A 22,045-nucleotide genomic window follows, 5' to 3' on the forward strand; every position below is an offset into this window, starting at 1 on the left:
CCCTTTTTTTATTTAACCCACTTCCGGCAACATGCCGGCGGCAATCAATACCTGCACCAGAATAATCACCACCCCACAGCTAAACACAATGCCCAGCAGCGGTTTTCCTCCTGCCACGCGGTACCCCTGCTGAGGATGCTGCTGGCGGCTCTTCCATGCCAGCAGGGAAGGGAGTAACAGCGCCAGGATCGACAGCGCCACGCCGGCGTAACCCAGCGCCATCACAAACCCGCGTGGGTAAAACAGCGCAAACGCGAGCGGCGGCAGGAAAGTAATTACCCCCGTCTGTAACCGCCCGCTAACCGTATTGCGACGCTGGAACAGGTCGGCCAGGTAATCAAACAGGCCGAGCGCCACGCCCAGGAACGAGGTCGCCAGCGCCAGGTCGGCAAACAGGTGGACCGCCAGCTCCACGTGAGGAGACGTGACGACCTCGCGCAGTGCCAGCAGAAAACCATTCAGGCCAGCGTGCTGCGCCATGAGTCCAATAAAGGTTGAAGAGTCAATGCTGCCCAGCGTCACCAGTTGCCAGAAAATATAGGCGATGAGCGGGATCGCGCTGCCGATAACAAACACGCGGCGCAGCTTGCGAATATCACCGTTCATATAGCTGACAATACTCGGTACGCTGCCGTGGAAGCCAAACGAGGTGAAAATCACCGGGATAGCGGAAAGCGCGAGCCCTTTTTCCAGCGGCAACGTCAGCAGATTAACCTTGTGCACATGCGGTGCCAGCAGGACCAGCATGACAATCAGAAACAGAATTTTGGCGCTGAAGAGAAAACGATTGAACAGATCGACCAGCGAGGTCCCCACGCAGACCACGCCGCCGCCGATGAGCGCAAAGAAGATTGCCCCCGTCGCCGGGGTAATGTCAGAGCCAAACCAGTCATTGACGCTGGAGGCGATGAGCTCCCCGGCCCCGCTAATATACGCGGCAGTCAGGGCGTACATCAGGAACATCATGCTAAAGCCGGTTATCCACTGACCGTAGCGTCCCAGGTAGCGCGCCGCCAGTGAACCCAGACCGGTGTCGGCGGGCACGTGCTGGTAAACCTCAAGCAGTAGCAGCGCGGTGTAACACATCAGCGCCCAGAGTGTGCCAAGAAGCAGCAGCGTCATCCCGAATCCCACACCTGCAGCAGCCAGGGGCATTGCCAGCATTCCTGCGCCAATCGTCGTTCCGGCGACGATAAAAATACTTCCCAGGGTTCTGTTTCTCACGCTTTCCTCTACAACGATGGTGAATCGCGACAATTTCTGCGGCGCAGAGTAAGGGAAAAGCCGTAATTCGTCAAATCACCGTTACAAGGTGTGTAATAAAATATTTACAGATTAGGCATGCTGTGATCCTTAATGGGGCGATGCCTACTTCATAAGAGCAATGTCACGGCGCAAATTTCAGGCGTAACGTAAACAACTCGTGCAAATAATAAAATAATGTGAGGGTTTTTTATGGCGGGGGAGAATCCATTTAAAGCGGCATGGAGCCGGGGAGGCAATCTGTTGTGCCATGGACACTGGATAATGAGCTGGCAGAACCAGCCTCTGACGCTGCCTGAGTCCCGCCGCGAAAAGGATATGGGCACCTGGGCAATCTATTCGGTTATTGATCCTGAAGATGAAACCTTTGCACAAGGCTTACAGGAAGATGAGTGGATTATCGAAAACGTTGACTGGCTGACAGACCTGTTTTTCGAGGTGGGTATTCCGCTTGAGACGGCCAGCTACCGCTATTTTTATCAGGCCGTCAATCCCCATGACTGGCGCTGTACCAGCTGCGCAGGATGTATGTAAATTAACGCGGTGCAGGAAACCCGCACCGCGTTGAAATTAATTCTGTGTATCGAGAGTGGAAAGTTCTTTATCAATAAAGTAAAGACCTTCACCTGATTTACCCACCAGGGATAATTTATCCAGCACGGATTTAAACAGCTTCTCTTCTTCATGCTGTTCTGCCACGTACCATTGCAGGAAATTAAAGGTTGGATAATCCTGGCTGGTCATTGCCGCATGAACCAGTTCGTTAATTTTCTGCGTGATCAGCTGTTCGTGCTCGTAGGTGGCGCGGAACAGTTCATCGAGAGAATTATACTCGGCAAAAGGCGAGGCCACGGTCTCAATGCGCGGCAGGCTGCCGGTGCCGGTCAGATAATCAAACAGGCGCTGCATGTGGGTCATCTCTTCCTGCGCATGGCGACGCAGAAACGCGGCCGCACCTTCAAAGCTGTGGTAGCTGCACCAGGCGCTCATCTGCTGGTAGAGAAGGGATGAAAAGAGCTCAAGGTTCATTTGCGCATTGAGCTTGTCGATCATTTCAGTTTTCAGCATGGTGACGCTCCGGGTTATTATTACTGGTTCACAATGAGCGACACTATAATTTGTTATTTAATTATTTGCAAAACGTAAAATAAATATTCATTACTTCAAAATACGAATGGGAATAAAACGCATTGTCGGTTTTATATTAATGCGAATTGTTTTTGTTCTTAGTTAAATAAAGTGCCAGCAAACGCTGGCAGCTTGGATTAATACCAGGGATTATTTGACTTAGGGTTAACGGCATAACCCATGCATTTATACTGAATGGTCACGCTTTCGTTAAGACACAAAGAGCCGCTTATCAGCGTACAGGTTTTGACGGGTTGCCCGTAGGCAGACGCGGTGGCATACCCCATACCCTGGCAGGCTTTCACTGCGGTGCCGTTATTTACATATTCGTCAGACCAGGCATTTTGCAGCACGGCCTGACCGTAATCGAGGCGGACAATGCCGTTTGGTGCGTCGAGGCTACTGATTTCCGCCTGACGGTTAACGCTGCATCCCGCGAGCAGCAGGATCGTACCGGCTACGATGACTCTTTTCATGGTTCGCTCTGAGTGGATGGAGATACGTTATCGTACCCGCAGAGACGTAGCCCAATGCCAGGAATAGCCGGACGATCTGCCTTCTCTCTTTGATTTTGTTCGCGGTTTTGCTGGCTAACAGGTGTTGCAGTAAATTTAATTGTGACGCACATCACAAAAACATTGATTTTTGTGATGGTGGTCATATTATAGGCGCATTGACGATAAAGCTGTATGACAAGTTAATGGAGCATCACAATGAAACTGCGCAAAATTCTCAAAAGTATGTGGGCCAATTACTGCCGCACCTTTAAAGACGTGCCGCCGGGCGCCATGTTCTGATAAAAAAAACCTGCTTCGGCGGGTTTTTTTGTCCCTGCTGGTGACGAAGGGGAGATGTCAGGGGCTGCGTTTTGATACTATGGCGGCCTTTAAATAAGGAGAAGCCCCATGTCACAAAACCTGAGCGCCGATCAGGAACTGGTCTCTGACGTTGTTGCCTGTCAGCTGGTTATTAAGCAAATCCTTGATGTTCTGGATGTTATTGCCCCGGTTGAAGTCCGCGAGAAGATGTCCACGCAGCTGAGAAACATTGATTTCACCAGCCATCCTGCCGCCGCTGACCCGGTGACGCTTCGTGCGATCCAGAAAGCCATCGCGCTGATTGAGCTGCGCTTCACCCCGCAGGGCGAGTCGCATTAATATCTGCAAACGGGCGACCGCGTAAGTCGCCCGTTGATGCCTTTAAAAGAAAGTCTGTACCAGCAGGTAGCTCGCCGCACACGCGCAGCTCACACCGATTAACCCGGGCAGAATGAAGCTGTGGTTAATGATGAATTTGCCGATGCGGGTGGTTCCTGAGCGATCGAAGCCGATGCAGGCTAAATCACTGGGATAGGTCGGCAGAACAAAATAGCCGTATGACGCCGGGAAAAAGGCGATCAGCATTTTTGGATCGATCCCCAGCATCAGCCCCATTGGCGCCACGGCCGTCAGGGCAGCCGCCTGGCTGTTCACCAGTTTCGACACCAGGAAAAGCACGATGGCATATGTCCACGGATGGCTTTTCACCACGCCTTCCAGCGCCAGTTTTAACTCGTCGAGATGCGCCTGGAAAAAGGTATCGCTCATCCACGCCACCCCGAACACCGAGAAAATCGCCACCATACCGGCCTTAAATACCGCGCCGTTAGAAATGGCTGAGGCATTGACCTTGCAGGCCATCAGCATCACGGCACCGGCAATGAGCATCATCATCTGAATGACCAGGTTCATCGACAGCGCCGTCATTTTGCCTTTCAGCTCGAAGGCGGGGCGCAGTTCGGGGAAGGCCCCGAGCAGGACAACCACGGCAATACCGGCAAAGAAAAATCCAGGTCGACCAGTAAGCCTGCTTCGGAAAACGTTGATTCATTAACGTCTCCGTACCGCCATAGATAAACTCACGCTGCTTTGGATCTTTTAGTTTTTCCTGAAACTCCCTGTCGTCAGACAAATCTTTCCCGCGGCGTAAACTCCACAGGGCAGCAATGGCGACACCAAAAAGTGAAGCGGGAACCGACACGGCGAGTATTTCCAGGATCCCCCACGCGTGACCGATTCCATGCTGGGCGGCCAGGATGGAGACCAGCGACACGACGGCGACGGAAACCGGTGATGCCGTGATTGCCATCTGCGATGCTACCGATGCCACGGCCATTGGGCGCTCGGGTCGGATCCCTTTTTTCAGGGCGATATCCGCAATGATGGGGAACATGGTGTAGACCACATGGCCGGTACCGCAGAGAAAGGTCAGCATCCAGGTGGTAAACGGGGCGAGAAGCGTGATGTGCTGCGGATGTTTGCGCAGGAGGCGTTCGGCAAATTGCATCATGACATTGAGCCCGCCGGCAGTTTGCAGGGTGGCTGCACAACCAATCACGGCGAGAATGGTCAACATCACGTCAACCGGCGGCTTGCCGGGCTGGAGACCGAAGACAAAACACAAAATAAAAAGGCCAATCCCGCTGATTAACCCAAGCCCCATGCCGCCGAAACGTGTACCCGTCAGCAGGCAGAGGAGAATGACAATAAACTCAATGGTGATCATGCTGCTCCCTCGTCAATGATTATGTAATTAAATAAATCATTACATGTTGTGTGGTTAATCATTGGGAGCGAGATCTGATTTGTTAAATCTCAGCAAAAGCAGAAGGTTGGCGCAGGGAAGGTAACCTGCTCCGAACGGGAGCAGGTCAAAAGCGTCAGTGATGCTGCACTGTGACAATGTCGAGCAGGTGGCGATCGGTTTGTTCCGGGCACAAACCTGCCTGTTGCGCATTATGGATCTCGTCCGCAAGGGTTTTCAGCAGCATTCCGTCCTGCTGCTGCTCTTTATCCATATCGCGCAGGAATTTCAGCGTGGTCATGTCATGCTGCGCTCTGGCTTCATCGGCCAGCTTGTTGAGCGTCGTGCAACGCTGTTCATACTCTTCCAGCGTCTTTTCAAACAATTCTTCCAGAGAAGAGTAATTATCGTTGATTCCCTCCAGGGCTTTAACAACCGGGTTTGCCCCCGCCGCTTTCAGGAAATTAAAGACGCGCATCATGTGGGTGACGTTGCTTTGGGCCTGTGAACGAAAGAACGTGGCAGAGCCCGTAAGGCTTTTCTCGGAACACCACGCACTGAGGTAAAGGTGTAGATTTGAGGCGTAAAACTCAAGGTTCATCTGCGCGTTAAGTTTTTGCATCATCGTTTGGGTAGCCATACTCATATCCTTATAGACTGTGGGACGTGATGTCCGTTGCTTAAGGAGGGTGCGAATAAGTACCCTCCGCAACGAAAATGAAACTTTTAGTCAATTAAATTCAATCACTTACATAGGCGTTTTTTTGCGTTTGGTGACTTATTCGCACCTTCCTTAACCTGAGCGCCAGGCAAATACGAAGAAATAGAGCAGAAAAAGAGATTCTACAGTGCCAAAGCTGACCGAAATTCACTTCCTGTGTTCGATATAAATAAGCATACCGTTGTCTTTAATTTAAGAAAAGTCTTAATCCCGCTGTTTTTACCATACATTACAAAATTTAATATAGTACAAATATGCAAATAGATTCCCATGAAATGAAATCTCACTATCTTACTGATAATAAAGAGATAGTATGTTTTTAGTGCTACGGTTTGTGTTTCGGGAGTATTGCGCCGGAATAATTATCTGGGAAAGCAATAAATACAGATAATTCATTTCGCATATATGATGTTTCATTAAAATTGCGCTAAATCAATTTTTGCCGGGAAATATATTTTCAGCGCGAGTGTGTTTTTTTGATGGCAAGCAGGATGTTCCTTTCAACCCTTAGCCCCGGCGTGACCGGTCTAATGGCATCAGGGACTTCTTAGCTAATCTTATGGATAATTCTGCTAACCCCTCTTTTATTTGTCTGACAAATCCTGCCTTTTTTATGTCATTTTTCGCTGAATTTATGTACGCAATTACTGTAATTCTGCGGTGTGATGGGGCTCTCTTATGGATGATTAATTTCCCGCTAAAACTATCACCAGCAATAACGCTTATGACGAGGTAAGCGCTAATGCCTTGTTTTAAGTCCGATTAAATAAGAAGCACGCAAATATTCCCTACAGAAAAGAATGCTAAAGCTGGAGTTTACCATGCACAAATTTACTAAAGCGCTGGCGGCCATCGGTCTGGCTGCCGTTATGTCACAATCCGCTATCGCTGAGAATTTAAAACTCGGTTTTCTGGTAAAACAGCCCGAAGAACCCTGGTTCCAGACCGAGTGGAAATTCGCAGATAAAGCCGGGAAAGATTTAGGTTTTGAAGTGATTAAAATCGCCGTGCCCGACGGTGAGAAAACGCTGAACGCCATCGACAGCCTGGCGGCCAGCGGTGCAAAAGGTTTTGTTATCTGTACACCGGATCCGAAACTGGGGTCCGCCATTGCGGCGAAAGCCCGCGGTTATGACATGAAAGTCATTGCCGTTGACGATCAGTTCGTGAATGCCAAAGGCAAACCGATGGACAGCGTGCCGCTGGTCATGATGGCGGCGACCAAAATCGGCGAACGTCAGGGTCAGGAACTCTATAAAGAAATGCAGAAACGCGGCTGGGATGTGAAAGAGACCGCCGTCATGGCCATTACCGCTGATGAGCTGGACACAGCACGTCGTCGCACGACGGGCTCAATGGACGCGCTGAAAGCGGCCGGTTTCCCGGAGAAACAGATCTATAAAGTCCCGACCAAATCCAACGATATCCCGGGGGCATTTGACGCCGCGAACTCCATGCTGGTTCAGCACCCGGAAGTGAAGCACTGGCTGGTGGTCGGTATGAACGATAACACCGTGCTGGGTGGGGTCCGTGCGACAGAAGGCCAGGGCTTTAAAGCGCCCGATGTGATCGGGATTGGCATCAACGGCGTTGACGCCGTCAGTGAGCTTTCCAAAGCGCAGGCCACCGGCTTCTACGGTTCTCTGCTGCCAAGCCCGGATGTCCACGGCTACAAATCCAGCGAAATGCTCTACAACTGGGTAACCAAAGGCGCTGAACCGCCGAAATTTACCGAAGTGACCGACGTGGTGCTGATCACCCGCGACAACTTCAAAGAGGAACTGGCGAAAAAAGGACTGGGCGGTAAGTAATACGCTGTGATTGTGCCCCTTACTCGCCGTAAGGGGCCAGACGTACAGACTACAGGAATCACGGAGTCGTTATGCAACAGTCTCATCCCTATCTCTCTTTTCGCGGCATCGGGAAAACGTTCCCCGGTGTTAATGCGCTGACCGATATCAGCTTTGACTGCTATTCCGGACAGGTTCACGCCCTGATGGGGGAAAACGGAGCGGGGAAATCCACGCTGTTAAAAATCCTCAGCGGCAACTACGCGCCAACAACCGGCACGCTGGCTATTCGCGGCGAAGAGATGGCCTTTGCCGATACCACGGCGGCGCTTAATGCCGGGGTGGCCATTATCTATCAGGAATTGCACCTTATTCCCGAGATGACCGTGGCGGAAAATATCTATTTAGGCCAGCTTCCGCACAAAGGCGGCGTGGTGAACCGTTCGCTACTTAATTATGAAGCGGGGCTGCAGCTTAAACATCTTGGTCTGGATGTTGATCCCCAGACGCCGCTGAAATATCTCTCCATCGGCCAGTGGCAGATGGTTGAAATTGCCAAGGCGCTGGCGCGCAACGCCAAAATTATTGCTTTCGATGAACCCACCAGCTCGCTCTCCAAGCGTGAAATCGAAAACCTGTTCCGCGTGATCCGCGAGTTGCGACAGGAAGGACGCACCATTTTGTATGTCTCGCACCGCATGGAAGAGATATTTGCCCTGAGCGATGCCATTACCGTCTTTAAAGATGGGCGCTATGTGCGCACCTTTAGCGATATGCAGCAGGTTAACCATGACCAGCTTGTTCAGGCGATGGTCGGGCGCGATCTGGGCGATATCTATCACTGGAAGCCGCGCGAGTATGGCCCTGAACGCCTGCGGCTGGAAAACGTGAAAGCGCCAGGCGTGAGAACACCGGTTTCATTATCCGTCCGCAGCGGCGAGATCGTCGGGCTGTTTGGCCTGGTAGGGGCGGGGCGCAGCGAATTAATGAAAGGCTTGTTCGGGGGGACCCGCATTTCCGCAGGGCGGGTCTCCATCGACGGTGAGCAGGTTGATATCCAGAAACCCGCCCACGCAATCAGGGCAGGAATGATGCTCTGTCCGGAAGACCGCAAAGCGGAAGGGATCATTCCGGTGCATTCGGTGCGTGACAACATCAATATTTCCGCCCGCCGTAAGTTTATTCGCGCGGGTTGCCTGATAAACGACAGCTGGGAGTCGAGCAATGCCGACCACCATATTCGCTCGCTGAATATTAAAACGCCCGGCCCGGAACAGCTGATTATGAATTTGTCAGGGGGGAACCAGCAGAAGGCCATTTTAGGCCGCTGGTTGTCGGAAGACATGAAGGTCATTTTGCTGGATGAGCCGACGCGCGGTATCGATGTGGGCGCAAAACACGAGATTTATAACGTGATCTATGAACTGGCAAAACGCGGCGTGGCGGTACTTTTCGCCTCCAGCGATCTGCCGGAGGTGCTTGGCGTTGCCGACCGCATTGTGGTGATGCGTGAAGGCGAAATCGCCGGTGAATTACTTCATGAACAGGCGAATGAACAACAGGCGTTGAACCTCGCCATGCCTAAAGTCAGCCAGGCAGTCGCCTGAGTAAGGAGTTAATGATGTCCTCTGTTACTACATCCGGAGCGCCGAAGTCGGCTTTTAGTTTTGGTCGTATCTGGGATCAGTACGGCATGCTGGTGGTCTTTGCCGCACTTTTCGTCGCATGCGCGATCTTCGTCCCTAACTTTGCCACTTTCATTAATATGAAAGGATTGGGCCTGGCCATTTCCATGTCCGGCATGGTGGCCTGCGGTATGCTGTTCTGTCTGGCCTCCGGTGATTTCGACCTGTCGGTGGCCTCTGTTATCGCCTGTGCGGGCGTGACCACCGCCGTGGTGATCAACATGACAGAAAGCCTGTGGATTGGCGTGCTGGCGGGTCTGTTACTCGGCGTGCTTAGCGGCCTGGTGAACGGTTTTGTCATTGCTCGTCTGAAGATTAACGCCCTGATCACCACGCTTGCGACGATGCAAATTGTGCGAGGTCTGGCCTATATCATCTCCGACGGTAAAGCGGTCGGGATTGAGGACGAGCGCTTCTTTACGCTGGGTTACGCCAACTGGCTGGGCCTGCCTGCGCCAATCTGGCTCACCGTGGCCTGCCTGATCCTGTTCGGCTTCCTGCTCAACCGGACCACGTTTGGCCGCAATACTCTGGCGATCGGGGGCAATGAAGAAGCCGCACGTCTGGCCGGTGTGCCGGTGGTGCGCACCAAGATTATTATCTTTGTCCTCTCGGGACTGGTTTCTGCCGCCGCCGGGATTATTCTGGCCTCGCGTATGACCAGCGGCCAGCCAATGACCTCGATTGGTTATGAGCTGATCGTCATTTCTGCCTGCGTTTTAGGGGGTGTTTCCCTCAAGGGTGGCATCGGAAAAATCTCATATGTGGTGGCCGGTATCCTGATTTTAGGGACGGTAGAGAACGCCATGAACCTGCTGAATATTTCGCCGTTCTCTCAGTACGTGGTGCGTGGTCTGATCCTGCTGGCGGCGGTGATATTCGACCGTTACAAGCAAAAAGCAAAGCGTACCGTGTAACCCCGACGCTGACTTTTTATTGCTCAACTTATAACCATAGTTGACCCCTGAACCGCCTCGCCAGTTTTGCTGGCGGGGCGGTTGTCAAATGGCGAGCCCCATCACACTGTCTATACTTACATGGCTATGAAAGAGGTAAAGGCGTTTACCTCTCATCAACTGTAAGGAGGAAAAGGGTGGCTGACTCGTTAACCGCACCGCCTGTACTGCCCGGAAAATATGCTTTCTTTTTTGACCTCGACGGGACGCTCGCCGGGATCCAGCCGCATCCTGACGACGTGGTCGTACCGGATACGGTGCTAGAGAATTTGCAGCAGCTCTCTCGACTGAACGAGGGCGCATTGGCATTGATTTCAGGGCGCTCAATGGCCGAGCTGGATGTGCTCGCCAGTCCTTACCACTTTCCGCTAGCCGGTGTACACGGAGCGGAGCGCCGCGATATCCATGATCAACTGCATGTTGTATCACTCCCCGATACCTTAATTCAGGCGTTACACACTGAACTCTCCACGGCGCTGGCGTCACTCCCGGGTACGGAACTGGAAGCGAAAGGCATGGCATTCGCCTTGCACTATCGGCAGGCACCGCATCATGAAGCAGCGATATTTGCGATTGCCCGTAGCGTGGTCGATGCACACCCGCAGCTCGCGCTGCAGCCGGGGAAGTGTGTCGTTGAGATAAAACCTGAGGGGATTAATAAAGGTGCTGCTATTGCGGCGTTTATGGCGGAACCGCCATTTAAGGGACGTATACCGGTATTTTTAGGCGATGATCTGACCGACGAGGCTGGATTTCGCGTGGTGAATCAGGCCGGAGGGATCGCCGTTAAGGTGGGGCCTGGTAACACTGTTGCAGAATGGCGTCTGGCAAATGTCGACGCCGTCTGGCAGTGGATATCTGATATCGCTAACCAGCAACAACAACAAATAGCGCAAAACAAAGGGGGAAACCATTATGGGTCGCTTAGTCGTGGTCTCTAACCGAATTGCACCGCCTGATGATAAAAAATCCAGTGCAGGTGGCCTGGCGGTAGGGGTGTTAGGTGCCTTAAAAGCTGCTGGCGGGCTGTGGTTTGGCTGGAGTGGTGAAATCAGTGAAGAAGAGAAACCGCTTAACAAAGTGACGCGTGGGAATATCACGTGGGCATCCTTTGCGCTGAAAGAGAAAGACTATGACGAGTATTACTCGCAATTCTCCAACGCCGTGCTGTGGCCTGCGTTTCATTACCGTCTTGACCTGGTCAAATTCCAGCGTGAATCCTTCGAAGGGTACTCGCGCGTCAACGCGCTGCTGGCGGATAAACTGCTGCCTCTTATAGAGGAAGACGATATTTTATGGATCCACGATTACCACCTGCTGCCCTTCGCCCGAGAGCTGCGTAAAAGGGGAGTAAACAACCGGATTGGCTTCTTCCTGCACATACCGTTCCCGACGCCGGAGATCTTTACCGCACTGCCGCCGCATGAAGCGCTGCTGGAGGGGCTGTGTGATTACGATTTATTGGGCTTCCAGACCGAAAATGACCGCCTCGCGTTCCTGGATTCGGTGTCAGGTAAAACGCGACTGATGACAAAAGGCGGCAAGACCCATACGGCGTGGGGGAAAACCTTCCACACCGAAGTGTATCCGATTGGGATTGAACCCGACGAGATTGCGGATCAGGCTTCCGGCCCGCTGCCGCCGAAGCTGGCGCAGCTGAAGAATGAACTCAAGCATGTGAAGAATATCTTCTCGGTAGAGCGTCTGGATTATTCCAAAGGACTACCGGAACGCTTCCTGGCCTATGAAACGCTGCTGGATAAATACCCTCAGCACCACGGTAAAATTCGTTATACCCAGATAGCGCCAACGTCGCGCGGTGAAGTTCAGGCCTACCAGGATATTCGTCACCAGCTGGAAACGGAAGCGGGGCGCATCAATGGTCGCTATGGTCAGCTTGGCTGGACGCCGCTCTTTTACCTGAATCAGCATTTTGACCGCAAAATCCTGATGAAAGTCTTCCGCTATGCAGACGTCGGGCTGGTCACCCCGTTACGTGACGGGATGAACCTGGTGGCAAAAGAGTATGTGGCGGCTCAGGACCCGGCGGACCCGGGGGTACTGGTGCTTTCCCAGTTTGCCGGGGCGGCGAATGAGCTCACATCAGCGCTTATCGTGAACCCTTACGATAGGGATGACGTGGCTAATGCCCTCAACCGCGCGTTGACCATGCCGCTGACGGAGCGCATTTCACGCCATGCTGAGATGATGGAAACGATCCGTAAGAACGATATTAATCACTGGCAGGCGCGTTTTATTCAGGATCTCCGCGAAATAACGCCGCAAAGCCATGAAGGCGATCTGCAAAAAAAGATCGCAACATTCCCTAAACTCGCCTGATATTCCTCCGGGGGGTTTACGACCCCCCAAGCGGCACTAACAGCACATCAACCTGGCTTGACGCGACAATAGATTTTGCCGCGCAAGCTGCGCGAGATAAAAAGCTGTGGTTATGGTTCCCGCAAATCACTAAATCAATATTCTGTTTGCGACACATGTCGAGAATATGAGCATTAAGTTCACCGGTCGCAATTACGGTCTCGTAAACAGGATATTGTGCCTTTTCTACCAACTCTCGCAGAAATTGCTGTGTTTCTTCCTGCAATACCTCACGAATATCTTCCAGCATGGGGGCTGCCAGCTGATTATACATCTCGGGTTCGGCTGCAAGCGTGATGAGGCTAATTCGCGCATTGCTGGGCCTGGCGATGGACACGGCCCGGGAAACAAGCAGATGACTTTCGGGGGAAACAGCAACAGATACAAGCAGATGGGAGTAACTCATGTCGCACTCCTTAGATGTCTGAAAGACAGCGTGTGATCACCATTACCGCGAATGACCAGGATCTGCAAGAGGGGATTACGACATTAGTGTGAAGCTTATCATAATTATTCATTAATTATTCTTATAAGAAGAATAACTGAAAAACGCGTCTAAATGAAAAAAATTAACAACTTAACGTAAATCACACAATTTCCCTCTTTTGCTGTTAAATCGTTTTAACCCGTTATAAACATATTTCGAATGATCACGCTCTGAAACAATTTTTATGGGCGGCTTGCATAACTCTATGTTTTTTCACGGTAAGAAAAATGTTTCCTTAAGATGAGCATCTTGTGAAGGTTTCCGGGGCGCGCTCACGGCAGGAAAAGCACGATACATGCCAGTTCGCTTCACCCTTCTGCATGACTATTCGTCGATTAAGAATACAAAACTGTGCCAAATGGGCAAAAAATGAACAAACTACAAGTCATACTGATGGATTTATGGAGGATATTCACTTAAATTGTGTGACGTGGATCACATTTTTTTAAATTTGAGGGTGGCTGCATTGTATGTGGCAAATCTGACGAGTAGAGTTTGCGTCGAATTAGGAAAAATCTTAGTTATTTGTAAGAAATGATAAACCACGTAAGAGACGTTACTGCGTTTCGACTCTTGCGCGTTTCGATGAATACAAACCTAGATTCAACTATGCATTTAGCCTTTTCTTTTTATACCGGGTGATTTCCCGGCGACATCACGGGGTGCGGTCTTTCCGCATAAAAATAATAGTTGGTTATTCGGGATGGGAACAATGCATACATCCGAGTTGCTAAAACATATCTATGACATCAATTTGTCATATTTACTGCTCGCGCAGCGTTTAATTAGTCAGGACAAAGCGTCCGCGATGTTTCGTCTGGGTATTAACGAAGAAATGGCAACCATGCTGGGTGGTTTAACCCTCCCGCAGATGGTAAAACTGGCCGAAACGAATCAACTGGTTTGCCAGTTCCGTTTTGACAATCCGCAGACGATCACGCGTCTGACGCAGGAATCCCGTGTTGACGATCTGCAACAGATCCATACCGGTATTCTTCTCTCCACTCGCTTGCTTAACGAAATCAGCCAGCCTGATGACGCAGCCCGTAAGAAAAGGGCCTAGCAATGAGCGAGAAAAGCATTGTTCAGGAAGCGCGTGACATACAGCTTGCCATGGAGCTGATTACGCTGGGTGCTCGTTTACAAATGCTGGAAAGCGAGACTCAGCTGAGCCGTGGTCGCCTCATTAAACTGTATAAAGAGTTACGTGGTAGTCCCCCGCCGAAAGGCATGTTGCCGTTTTCGACAGACTGGTTTATGACGTGGGAGCAAAATATCCACGCATCGATGTTCTGTAACGCCTGGCAATACCTTCTGAAAACCGGTTTGTGTAGCGGCGTCGACGCCGTGATCAAAGCGTATAAACTTTACCTTGAACAATGCCCGCAGCAGGACGAAGGCCCCCTGCTGGCACTGACCCGAGCATGGACGCTGGTACGTTTTGTTGAGAGCGGAATGCTTGAACTGTCGCGCTGTAATTGCTGCGATGGCAATTTTATTACCCATGCTCATCAGCCTGTTGGCAGCTTCGCCTGTAGTTTATGCCAGCCTCCATCCCGCGCAGTAAAAAGACGTAAACTTTCCCGGGATGCTGCCGATATTATTCCACAACTGCTGGATGAACAGATCGAACAAGCTGTTTAACCCGAACGTGTGGGCAAGATTCCAGCAGCGGTAAGTCATTACCGCTGCTTTTTTTTACCCCTCAAACGGTAAACGCTACGAACTGAACGTCCTTGCCATAGTCACTAGCGGAAGGATGATGTCGTGCTTATCTTATTAGGTTACCTGGTAGTTCTCGGTACAGTTTTCGGCGGTTACATGATGACCGGCGGGCACCTTGGAGCACTCTATCAACCGGCTGAACTTATTATCATCGGCGGCGCAGGGGTAGGGGCTTTTATCGTTGGTAACAACGGCAAATCCATCAAGGGCACGTTGAAAGCCATTCCATTGCTGTTCCGTCGCTCGAAATATACCAAAAGCATGTATATGGATCTGCTGGCGCTGCTTTATCGCCTAATGGCGAAGTCACGTCAGCAGGGGATGTTCTCTCTTGAGCGGGATATTGAAAACCCGAAAGAGAGCGAAATTTTTGCCAGCTATCCGCGCATTCTGGCTGATGCCATGATGCTGGATTTCATCGTCGATTATCTGCGACTCATCATTAGCGGCAATATGAATACCTTCGAAATCGAAGCGCTGATGGATGAAGAGATCGAAACCCACGAAAGCGAATCTGAAGTGCCGGCCAACAGCCTGGCGCTGGTGGGTGACTCGCTTCCGGCTTTCGGTATCGTTGCGGCGGTGATGGGGGTGGTACATGCCCTGGCGTCGGCGGATCGTCCGGCGGCCGAACTGGGCGCGCTGATTGCCCATGCGATGGTAGGGACCTTCCTCGGTATTTTGCTGGCTTATGGTTTTATCTCTCCGCTGGCCAGCGTCCTGCGCCAGAAGAGCGCGGAAACCACCAAAATGATGCAGTGCGTGAAGATCACGCTGCTCTCAAACCTCAATGGTTATGCGCCGCCGATCGCGGTTGAATTTGGCCGTAAAACGCTTTACTCCAGCGAGCGTCCGTCGTTTATCGAACTTGAAGAACACGTGCGCGCGGTGAAAAACCCAAACCAACAGACGACAACTGAGGACGCATGAAAAACCAGTCCCATCCGATCGTCATCGTAAAAAAACGCAAGCACAAGGGCGGTGGGCATGGCGCGCACGGCTCGTGGAAAATCGCGTACGCCGACTTTATGACTGCAATGATGGCGTTCTTTCTGGTGATGTGGCTGATCTCCATCTCCAGCCCGAAAGAACTGATCCAGATTGCCGAATATTTCCGTACGCCGCTGGCGACGGCAGTGACCGGTGGGCCGCGTATCTCTAACAGCGACAGCCCCATTCCTGGCGGCGGTGATGATTACACCCAGCAGAAGGGTGAGGTGAAAAAAGAGCCGAACATCGACGAGCTGAAGAGGAAGATGGAACAGGCGCGTCTGAAAAAACTGCGTGGCGATCTCGATCAGCTGATTGAGGCTGACCCCAAACTGCGTGCGTTGCGACCGCACCTGAAAATCGATCTGGTGCAGGAAGGGTTGCGTATTCAGATCATTGATAGCCAGAACCGTCCGATGTTTAAAACCGGCAGCGCCGAGGTTGAGCCGTACATGCGCGATATTCTGCGCGCTATTGCACCGGTGCTGAACGGCATTCCTAACCGAATCAGCCTGTCAGGCCACACGGATGATTTCCCGTACGCCAGTGGGGAGAAGGGATACAGCAACTGGGAGCTTTCTGCCGATCGTGCCAACGCCTCGCGTCGCGAGCTGGTGGCCGGTGGGCTTGATGATGGCAAGGTACTGCGCGTGGTCGGCATGGCAGCAACCATGCGCGTCTCCGACCGCGGGCCGGATGACGCCATCAACCGTCGTATCAGTCTTTTAGTGCTGAACCAGCAGGCGGAGCAGGCCATCCTGCATGAAAACGCCGAAAGTCAGAATGAGTCACTGGACGATTTAAAACAGCCTGGGGCCGTTCCTTCGGCTGCCGTTCCAACATCGCCACCAGCCAATCCGAGGTGATAGCGTGAGCATGGATATTAGCGATTTTTACCAGACATTCTTTGATGAAGCCGACGAATTGTTGGCCGATATGGAGCAACATTTGCTCGACCTGGTGCCCGAAGCACCGGACTCCGAGCAGCTCAATGCCATCTTCCGTGCGGCGCATTCCATTAAGGGCGGAGCCGGAACGTTTGGATTTACCATCCTGCAGGAAACAACCCATTTAATGGAAAACCTGCTGGATGAAGCACGACGCGGTGAGATGCAGCTCAATACCGACATTATCAACCTGTTTTTGGAAACCAAAGATATTATGCAGGAACAGCTCGACGCCTATAAAAGTTCGGCAGAGCCTGATGCCGCCAGCTTTGAATATATCTGCAATGCGCTTCGCCAGCTCGCTCTGGAAGCAAAAGGTGAGGTCGCAGCAGCCGTTGTCCCTGCTGCAAAACTGAGCGTTGTCGATGCGGTTGGTGCCGGTGAAACCGCGCCAGCCGCTGCGCAAGCGGGCAAATTGCGTGTTGTGCTTTCACGCCTGAAAGAGAATGAGGTTAACCTGCTGGAAGAAGAGCTGGGTAACCTGGCGACGTTAAGCAATGTCGTGAAAGGCAAAGACAGCCTCGCCGCTACGCTTGATGACGGGATTGGTCAGGACGATATCGTGGCGGTGCTGTGCTTTGTGATTGAAGCCGACCAGATTGCCTTCGAAACCGAAACCGAAACCGCCGAAGCGGAAGCTCCAGTAGCGCAGGAAGAGGTGGCCGTCATCGCTCAGGCTCCGACCCCGGCTGTCGCGCCTGCGGCCCCGGCGCTGAAAGCGGTGCCAAAAGACGCTGCTGCACCTGCACGTGGTGAAAAACCGGCCGCGCGCTCCAGCGAATCCACCAGTATTCGCGTTGCCGTTGAGAAGGTTGACCAGCTGATCAACCTGGTGGGCGAACTGGTGATCACCCAGTCGATGCTGGCACAACGTTCTAATGAACTGGACCCGGTTACCCATGGCGATCTGATCACCAGCATGGGTCAGTTACAACGTAACGCCCGCGATCTGCAGGAATCTGTCATGTCCATCCGTATGATGCCGATGGAATATGTCTTCAGCCGCTTCCCGCGCCTGGTACGCGATCTCGCGAGCAAACTGAATAAACAGATTGAACTGACGCTGATGGGTAGCTCCACCGAGCTGGATAAGAGCCTGATCGAGCGCATCATCGACCCGTTAACGCACCTCGTGCGTAACAGCCTCGACCACGGTATTGAACTGCCGGAAAACCGCATTGCTGCCGGAAAATCGCCGGTGGGCAATTTGATTCTCTCTGCGGAACATCAGGGCGGGAATATTTGCATCGAAGTGACCGATGACGGCGCGGGTCTTAACCGCGAGCGTATTCTGGCGAAGGCGATTTCGCAGGGCATGGCGGTCAACGAAAACATGACCGATGAAGAAGTGGGGATGCTGATCTTCGCGCCCGGCTTCTCTACCGCAGAGCAGGTGACTGACGTTTCCGGGCGCGGCGTCGGCATGGACGTGGTGAAACGTAACATCCAGGAGATGGGCGGCCACGTTGAGATCCAGTCTAAGCAGGGTTCCGGCACCACCATTCGCATCCTGCTTCCGCTGACGCTGGCGATCCTCGACGGGATGTCCGTGAAAGTGGCAGACGAAGTGTTCATTCTTCCGCTGAACGCGGTGATGGAATCCCTGCAGCCGCGTGAAGAAGATCTGCATCCGCTGGCGGGCGGTGAGCGCGTGCTCGAAGTGCGCGGGGAATATCTGCCGCTGGTGGAACTGTGGAAAGTGTTCGAAGTGGACGGCGCGAAGACCGAGGCCACGCAGGGCATCGTTGTGATCCTGCAAAGTGCGGGCCGTCGCTATGCGCTGCTGGTTGATCAGCTGATTGGTCAGCATCAGGTGGTGGTGAAGAACCTCGAAAGCAACTACCGCAAAGTGCCTGGTATTTCTGCCGCGACCATTCTGGGTGATGGTAGCGTGGCGCTGATCGTCGATGTGTCGGCGCTTCAGGGATTAAATCGTGAACAACGTGTGGCGTACACAGCCGCCTGATTAAGTAGAAGGTAAAAACATGACCGGTATGAGTAATGTAACGAAACTGGCGGGCGAGCCATCAGGACAGGAATTCCTGGTATTCACTTTAGGCGATGAGGAGTACGGCATCGATATCCTTAAAGTGCAGGAAATTCGTGGTTACGATCAGGTTACCCGCATCGCTAACACACCTGCTTTTATTAAAGGTGTCACCAACCTGCGCGGCGTCATTGTGCCCATCGTCGATCTGCGCGTGAAGTTCAGCCAGGGCGACGTTGACTACAATGACAACACCGTGGTGATCGTCCTGAACCTGGGGCAGCGCGTGGTGGGTATCGTGGTGGATGGCGTATCTGACGTGCTCTCTCTGACCTCTGACCAGATTCGCCCTGCGCCGGAGTTTGCGGTCACCCTGTCGACCGAATACCTGACCGGTCTGGGTGCGCTCGGCGAGCGTATGCTGATTCTGGTGAACATTGAGAAGCTGCTGAACAGCGAAGAGATGGCGCTGCTGGATATCGCGGCGAATCACGTGGCATAAAACAAAGCCGGGTGGCGCTGACGCTTACCCGGCCTACGTGTTCGAGCCATTTGTAGGCCGGGTAAGGCGAAGCCGCCACCCGGCTTTTTTAGCCCCTTACGCTTCCTGCTTTACCAGCTCAGCTTCCGCTTCCCGCGCCCCTTCATTCTGCGACAGCATCGCGGTCGCAATCCCGTTCCCCAGCACGTTAATGGCTGAACGCCCCATATCCAGGAAGTGGTCAATCCCCATCAGCAGCAGAATGCCCGCTACCGGGATATTAAAACTTGGAATGGTCGCAGCCAGCACCACCAGGGACGAACGCGGTACGCCCGCAATCCCCTTTGACGCCAGCATCAGGGTTAACATCAGTACCGTTACCTCTGAGAAACTCAGGTGAATGTTATACGCCTGGGCGATAAACATCGACGCGAACGAGCAGTACACCATCGACCCCACCAGGTTGAAGGAGTAGCCAATTGGCAGAACAAAAGAGGCGATATTGCGTGAGCAGCCAAAACGCTCCAGTTGCTCCAGCGTTTTAGGGTAGGCGGCTTCAGAACTGCTGGTGGTGAACGCCACCAGTACCGGGTCTTTCAACATGCTGACCAGGCGAAACACCTCTTTTTTCAAAACCATATAGCCCACGGCGAGCAATACCAGGCAGGTGAGAAGGATGGCAACATAGTAACCGCCAATAAAGGAGGCATAGTTCAACAGAATGCCTAAGCCCTGAGTGGCAATGACGGAGGAGATCGCCGCAAAGATGGCCAGCGGCGCAACGTACATCACGTAACCGGTTACCTTCAGCATGATATGGGAAACCACATCCAGCGCGGCAACCAGCGGCGCGTTGAATTTCTGCCCCAGCGACGCACCGCCGATACCGAAGAACATTGAGAACACCACAATCTGCAGGATCTCATTGTTCGACATCGCGCCTGCGATACTGGTTGGAATAGTGTGAGACAGAAACGCTTTCAGCGTCATGCCTCCAACGGCCAGACCGGTATCTACCGCTTCGGTTGGGATCGTCAGGTTCAGACCACTTCCCGGATGCTCCAGCGTGACGATAAACAGTCCGACCAGAATGGAGAGCACCGATGAGCTGATAAACCACACCATCGCTTTACCGCCAACGCGGCCAATGGTGGAGGTTTCGCCCAGTTTCATAATGCCGACGGTCAGCGTACTGAAGACCAAGGGTGCAATAACCATTTTGATCAGACGAAGGAAGATGTCGGTCAGCAGGGTAATATTATCCGACCAGGCTTTAATGGCATCCGCAGATGCGTATTCATGAATTGCTGCTCCTGAAAGAATACCCGCCAGCATGAATATCACGATGAAGAGTGTGAGTTTGTTTGCACTTGCCACGAAAAAAGACCCTCTATGCGCTTTAGATGTCGCCCGCGCCGATACATATAGATTTTTTATTACTGCGCGGGAAATTATTCGGCACATAAATTGACGCAAAGTGTAGGGGGATACAACAAGTTTTTAAGTTTTATTAATTTTGTTGTTAATGTGCAGACGATATATTGTGACGCTTATCACACTTTTGCGGATATATCCTCAGGCTTCGCGCCCGAATATTCTTTTATTTCGGTTTAACTTTCTGTTTTTAAAAAATAAATGCTGTCAATAAGACATAGGTTGTGACTACCCTGCGTCGGGTGGTCGAAGCGATATCCGTAAACTAAATTCTCAATAACCCCCTCAGAGGAACGTTAAGCGGGGCTAACATCTTGAACGTTAAAAATAAAATGTTGCAAGGGAACGGAGACGTCTTCTGGAGGGTGGTAAATGAAAAGAAAACTCCTTTTGATCTGTGCAGGCACATTACTGACTACGACCGTAGTTAATCAGGCACTGGCCGTTACCAGCAGCGGCACCATCGGGGCGACGCTGACGCTGACAAACGGCTGCCTGATAAACGGATCGCCCACGCAAAGTGGTATTAACTTCGGGACGCTCGATTTTGGTACCCATCCCGCAACGTTTTCCACCCTTACGACGCAGTTGAGCGGCGCCAGCGGCGGAAACACCTTTACCGTCCAGTGTACGACCGCCAGCTATACGGTCGCGATAACCGGCAATACCCATTCCACCGCCCCTGGCTCCGTGGTGGGGTCGCCAGGGACGCCTGAGCGCTACCTGGTCAATACGGCCAACGCGGCACAGGGTGTGGCTTATAGCCTTTACAGCGACAGCGGGTTCAACTCTGTGATTGCCAATAACACCGCGTTGCCGATCGCGTCTACGGCAGGTGGGGTCGACAGTTATACCCTGTACGGCCGCATTACCGGAGGCGGGAACAGCGTAACGGTGGTACCCGGCACCTATACCGACACGATTAACGTCAGCGTGACCTATTAGATCTGCACTGCCATGAAGGCCCCTTTTACAGGTCTGCGCAAACGCGCAGAGGGAAGCGTGCAGCCTTTTTTCGCGCTGATCGTCGGGCTGTTGCTGATACCTGCTGCGGGGGCGGTGACATCGCAGTCCTTTAAGGTCAGCGCGACCATTGTACCGGGTTGCGCGGTGGCCACCGGTAGCGGGGGGCTTCTCGGTACGCTGGATTTTGGCACCCATAACGGGGTGGAAAGCGCGCCAGTCAGTACCAGCTTTGTGCCAAACGGGGCGTTGTCTATCGCCTGTACGCCGGGCGTGGCGCTGAGCATGAGCATTAATGGCGGTCAAAATTATTCATCCGTCCGTCGGATGAAGCGGTCCGGAGGAACAGAACTGGTGCCGTACCGGCTCTACAGCAGCAGCTCGCTGGCCGCCAACAGCGAAATTGGCGTTAACCAGGCAATACCGGTGACCTATACCAACAGCAATAACATCGCGCTGCCGCTGTTTGGCGTGGCGCTACTGACCGGCTTTAGCCCGGCAGGAACCTATACCGATCAGCTCACCGTGACCTTGTCATGGTAATAAA

At 52.5% G+C, this 22,045-nt stretch carries 22 protein-coding genes and 1 pseudogene; 16 read left to right on the forward strand and 7 right to left on the reverse strand.

Annotated elements, in window-relative coordinates:
- Positions 1 to 12 precede the first annotated feature (12 nt).
- Positions 13 to 1,224, reverse strand: a complete 1,212-nt coding sequence (tyrP, locus tag ACOTXR_RS12760) for a tyrosine transporter TyrP (RefSeq protein WP_047344692.1) — start codon at positions 1,222 to 1,224, stop codon at positions 13 to 15.
- Positions 1,225 to 1,455: 231 nt separating this feature from the next.
- Between tyrP and ACOTXR_RS12765 the strand changes: the two genes are divergently transcribed.
- Complete coding sequence (locus ACOTXR_RS12765; RefSeq protein ID WP_023330745.1) at positions 1,456 to 1,797, forward strand: hypothetical protein; 342 nt, start codon at positions 1,456 to 1,458, stop codon at positions 1,795 to 1,797.
- A 36-nt stretch (positions 1,798 to 1,833) separates the two neighbouring features.
- On the opposite strand, the gene ftnA is transcribed toward ACOTXR_RS12765, so the two are convergent.
- Together ftnA and yecR are read right to left on the reverse strand one after the other, a co-directional pair.
- Positions 1,834 to 2,331, reverse strand: a complete 498-nt coding sequence (gene ftnA, locus ACOTXR_RS12770; RefSeq protein WP_058690999.1) for a non-heme ferritin — start codon at positions 2,329 to 2,331, stop codon at positions 1,834 to 1,836.
- 197 nt (positions 2,332 to 2,528) lie between these two features.
- Entirely contained in the window at positions 2,529 to 2,867 is a 339-nt protein-coding gene (gene yecR, locus ACOTXR_RS12775) for a YecR family lipoprotein (protein WP_014884365.1), read from the reverse strand.
- A 237-nt stretch (positions 2,868 to 3,104) separates the two neighbouring features.
- Between yecR and azuC the strand changes: the two genes are divergently transcribed.
- Both azuC and ACOTXR_RS12785 read left to right on the forward strand, forming a co-directional pair.
- A complete protein-coding gene (azuC, locus tag ACOTXR_RS12780) occupies positions 3,105 to 3,188 on the forward strand; it encodes a stress response protein AzuC (protein ID WP_014884364.1) in 84 nt (27 codons plus the stop codon).
- 108 nt (positions 3,189 to 3,296) lie between these two features.
- Positions 3,297 to 3,548, forward strand: coding sequence for a DUF2766 family protein (locus ACOTXR_RS12785; RefSeq protein ID WP_014884363.1), 252 nt, complete (start codon positions 3,297 to 3,299; stop codon positions 3,546 to 3,548).
- A 42-nt stretch (positions 3,549 to 3,590) separates the two neighbouring features.
- On the opposite strand, the pseudogene ACOTXR_RS12790 reads toward ACOTXR_RS12785, so the two are convergent.
- Both ACOTXR_RS12790 and ACOTXR_RS12795 read right to left on the reverse strand, forming a co-directional pair.
- A pseudogene (locus tag ACOTXR_RS12790) lies at positions 3,591 to 4,935 on the reverse strand (anaerobic C4-dicarboxylate transporter).
- Positions 4,936 to 5,089: 154 nt separating this feature from the next.
- Positions 5,090 to 5,593: a non-heme ferritin-like protein gene (locus ACOTXR_RS12795; RefSeq protein WP_014884361.1), complete on the reverse strand. Its 504-nt coding sequence runs from the start codon at positions 5,591 to 5,593 to the stop codon at positions 5,090 to 5,092.
- Positions 5,594 to 6,495: 902 nt separating this feature from the next.
- Here ACOTXR_RS12795 and araF point away from each other — a divergent pair.
- The 5 genes from araF (at position 6,496) to otsA (ending at position 12,445) form a co-directional block, all read left to right on the forward strand.
- Positions 6,496 to 7,485 carry an arabinose ABC transporter substrate-binding protein AraF gene (gene araF, locus ACOTXR_RS12800; RefSeq protein ID WP_008500409.1) on the forward strand — a complete coding sequence of 330 codons (990 nt, stop codon included), beginning with the start codon at positions 6,496 to 6,498 and terminating at the stop codon, positions 7,483 to 7,485.
- 71 nt (positions 7,486 to 7,556) lie between these two features.
- Entirely contained in the window at positions 7,557 to 9,071 is a 1,515-nt protein-coding gene (gene araG, locus ACOTXR_RS12805; RefSeq protein WP_078310276.1) for an L-arabinose ABC transporter ATP-binding protein AraG, read from the forward strand.
- Positions 9,072 to 9,085: 14 nt separating this feature from the next.
- On the forward strand, positions 9,086 to 10,066 hold the full coding sequence (gene araH, locus ACOTXR_RS12810; RefSeq protein ID WP_014884358.1) for an arabinose ABC transporter permease AraH: 981 nt from the start codon (positions 9,086 to 9,088) through the stop codon (positions 10,064 to 10,066).
- Between the two features lie 176 nt (positions 10,067 to 10,242).
- Positions 10,243 to 11,046 carry a trehalose-phosphatase gene (gene otsB, locus ACOTXR_RS12815; RefSeq protein ID WP_048997441.1) on the forward strand — a complete coding sequence of 268 codons (804 nt, stop codon included), beginning with the start codon at positions 10,243 to 10,245 and terminating at the stop codon, positions 11,044 to 11,046.
- Positions 11,021 to 12,445, forward strand: coding sequence for an alpha,alpha-trehalose-phosphate synthase (gene otsA / locus ACOTXR_RS12820; RefSeq protein ID WP_014884356.1), 1,425 nt, complete (start codon positions 11,021 to 11,023; stop codon positions 12,443 to 12,445). Before otsB ends, otsA begins: the two co-directional genes overlap by 26 nt.
- Before the next feature lie 16 nt (positions 12,446 to 12,461).
- On the opposite strand, the gene uspC is transcribed toward otsA, so the two are convergent.
- Entirely contained in the window at positions 12,462 to 12,890 is a 429-nt protein-coding gene (gene uspC, locus ACOTXR_RS12825) for a universal stress protein UspC (RefSeq protein ID WP_014884355.1), read from the reverse strand.
- A gap of 793 nt (positions 12,891 to 13,683) precedes the next feature.
- Between uspC and flhD the strand changes: the two genes are divergently transcribed.
- From flhD to cheW, 6 genes are all read left to right on the forward strand, one after another.
- Entirely contained in the window at positions 13,684 to 14,034 is a 351-nt protein-coding gene (flhD, locus tag ACOTXR_RS12830; protein ID WP_013096050.1) for a flagellar transcriptional regulator FlhD, read from the forward strand.
- A gap of 2 nt (positions 14,035 to 14,036) precedes the next feature.
- Entirely contained in the window at positions 14,037 to 14,615 is a 579-nt protein-coding gene (gene flhC, locus ACOTXR_RS12835; RefSeq protein WP_014884354.1) for a flagellar transcriptional regulator FlhC, read from the forward strand.
- Positions 14,616 to 14,738: 123 nt separating this feature from the next.
- Complete coding sequence (gene motA, locus ACOTXR_RS12840) at positions 14,739 to 15,626, forward strand: flagellar motor stator protein MotA (RefSeq protein ID WP_008500417.1); 888 nt, start codon at positions 14,739 to 14,741, stop codon at positions 15,624 to 15,626.
- A complete protein-coding gene (gene motB / locus ACOTXR_RS12845; protein ID WP_014884353.1) occupies positions 15,623 to 16,552 on the forward strand; it encodes a flagellar motor protein MotB in 930 nt (309 codons plus the stop codon). The genes motA and motB overlap by 4 nt, the downstream gene beginning before the upstream one ends.
- Before the next feature lie 4 nt (positions 16,553 to 16,556).
- Positions 16,557 to 18,599 carry a chemotaxis protein CheA gene (cheA, locus tag ACOTXR_RS12850; protein WP_058690997.1) on the forward strand — a complete coding sequence of 681 codons (2,043 nt, stop codon included), beginning with the start codon at positions 16,557 to 16,559 and terminating at the stop codon, positions 18,597 to 18,599.
- A 19-nt stretch (positions 18,600 to 18,618) separates the two neighbouring features.
- A complete protein-coding gene (cheW, locus tag ACOTXR_RS12855) occupies positions 18,619 to 19,122 on the forward strand; it encodes a chemotaxis protein CheW (protein ID WP_014884351.1) in 504 nt (167 codons plus the stop codon).
- 96 nt (positions 19,123 to 19,218) lie between these two features.
- Here the strand turns inward: cheW and ACOTXR_RS12860 are convergent, their stop codons facing one another.
- Complete coding sequence (locus ACOTXR_RS12860) at positions 19,219 to 20,478, reverse strand: dicarboxylate/amino acid:cation symporter (RefSeq protein ID WP_014884350.1); 1,260 nt, start codon at positions 20,476 to 20,478, stop codon at positions 19,219 to 19,221.
- A 429-nt stretch (positions 20,479 to 20,907) separates the two neighbouring features.
- Between ACOTXR_RS12860 and ACOTXR_RS12865 the strand changes: the two genes are divergently transcribed.
- Together ACOTXR_RS12865 and ACOTXR_RS12870 are read left to right on the forward strand one after the other, a co-directional pair.
- Positions 20,908 to 21,480 (forward strand): Csu type fimbrial protein, encoded by a 573-nt coding sequence (locus tag ACOTXR_RS12865; protein WP_023337442.1) that lies wholly within the window; start codon positions 20,908 to 20,910, stop codon positions 21,478 to 21,480.
- A gap of 12 nt (positions 21,481 to 21,492) precedes the next feature.
- Positions 21,493 to 22,041, forward strand: coding sequence for a Csu type fimbrial protein (locus tag ACOTXR_RS12870; protein WP_032636170.1), 549 nt, complete (start codon positions 21,493 to 21,495; stop codon positions 22,039 to 22,041).
- The last annotated feature ends 4 nt before the right edge of the window (positions 22,042 to 22,045 follow it).

The sequence above is a fragment of the Enterobacter cloacae complex sp. IR53030 genome, assembly GCF_049238365.1.
In the GTDB taxonomy this organism is placed as follows: Bacteria; Pseudomonadota; Gammaproteobacteria; order Enterobacterales; family Enterobacteriaceae; genus Enterobacter; species Enterobacter kobei.

Coding starts and splice junctions, on each gene's coding strand:
- ACOTXR_RS12765 (WP_023330745.1), top strand. CDS start 1,456: ATGGCGGGGGAGAATCCATTTAAAGCGGCATGGAGCCGGGGAGGCAAT.
- ftnA (WP_058690999.1), bottom strand. CDS start 2,331: ATGCTGAAAACTGAAATGATCGACAAGCTCAATGCGCAAATGAACCTT.
- yecR (WP_014884365.1), bottom strand. CDS start 2,867: ATGAAAAGAGTCATCGTAGCCGGTACGATCCTGCTGCTCGCGGGATGC.
- azuC (WP_014884364.1), top strand. CDS start 3,105: ATGAAACTGCGCAAAATTCTCAAAAGTATGTGGGCCAATTACTGCCGC.
- ACOTXR_RS12785 (WP_014884363.1), top strand. CDS start 3,297: ATGTCACAAAACCTGAGCGCCGATCAGGAACTGGTCTCTGACGTTGTT.
- ACOTXR_RS12795 (WP_014884361.1), bottom strand. CDS start 5,593: ATGGCTACCCAAACGATGATGCAAAAACTTAACGCGCAGATGAACCTT.
- araF (WP_008500409.1), top strand. CDS start 6,496: ATGCACAAATTTACTAAAGCGCTGGCGGCCATCGGTCTGGCTGCCGTT.
- araG (WP_078310276.1), top strand. CDS start 7,557: ATGCAACAGTCTCATCCCTATCTCTCTTTTCGCGGCATCGGGAAAACG.
- araH (WP_014884358.1), top strand. CDS start 9,086: ATGTCCTCTGTTACTACATCCGGAGCGCCGAAGTCGGCTTTTAGTTTT.
- otsA (WP_014884356.1), top strand. CDS start 11,021: ATGGGTCGCTTAGTCGTGGTCTCTAACCGAATTGCACCGCCTGATGAT.
- uspC (WP_014884355.1), bottom strand. CDS start 12,890: ATGAGTTACTCCCATCTGCTTGTATCTGTTGCTGTTTCCCCCGAAAGT.
- flhD (WP_013096050.1), top strand. CDS start 13,684: ATGCATACATCCGAGTTGCTAAAACATATCTATGACATCAATTTGTCA.
- flhC (WP_014884354.1), top strand. CDS start 14,037: ATGAGCGAGAAAAGCATTGTTCAGGAAGCGCGTGACATACAGCTTGCC.
- motB (WP_014884353.1), top strand. CDS start 15,623: ATGAAAAACCAGTCCCATCCGATCGTCATCGTAAAAAAACGCAAGCAC.
- cheW (WP_014884351.1), top strand. CDS start 18,619: ATGACCGGTATGAGTAATGTAACGAAACTGGCGGGCGAGCCATCAGGA.
- ACOTXR_RS12865 (WP_023337442.1), top strand. CDS start 20,908: ATGAAAAGAAAACTCCTTTTGATCTGTGCAGGCACATTACTGACTACG.
- ACOTXR_RS12870 (WP_032636170.1), top strand. CDS start 21,493: ATGAAGGCCCCTTTTACAGGTCTGCGCAAACGCGCAGAGGGAAGCGTG.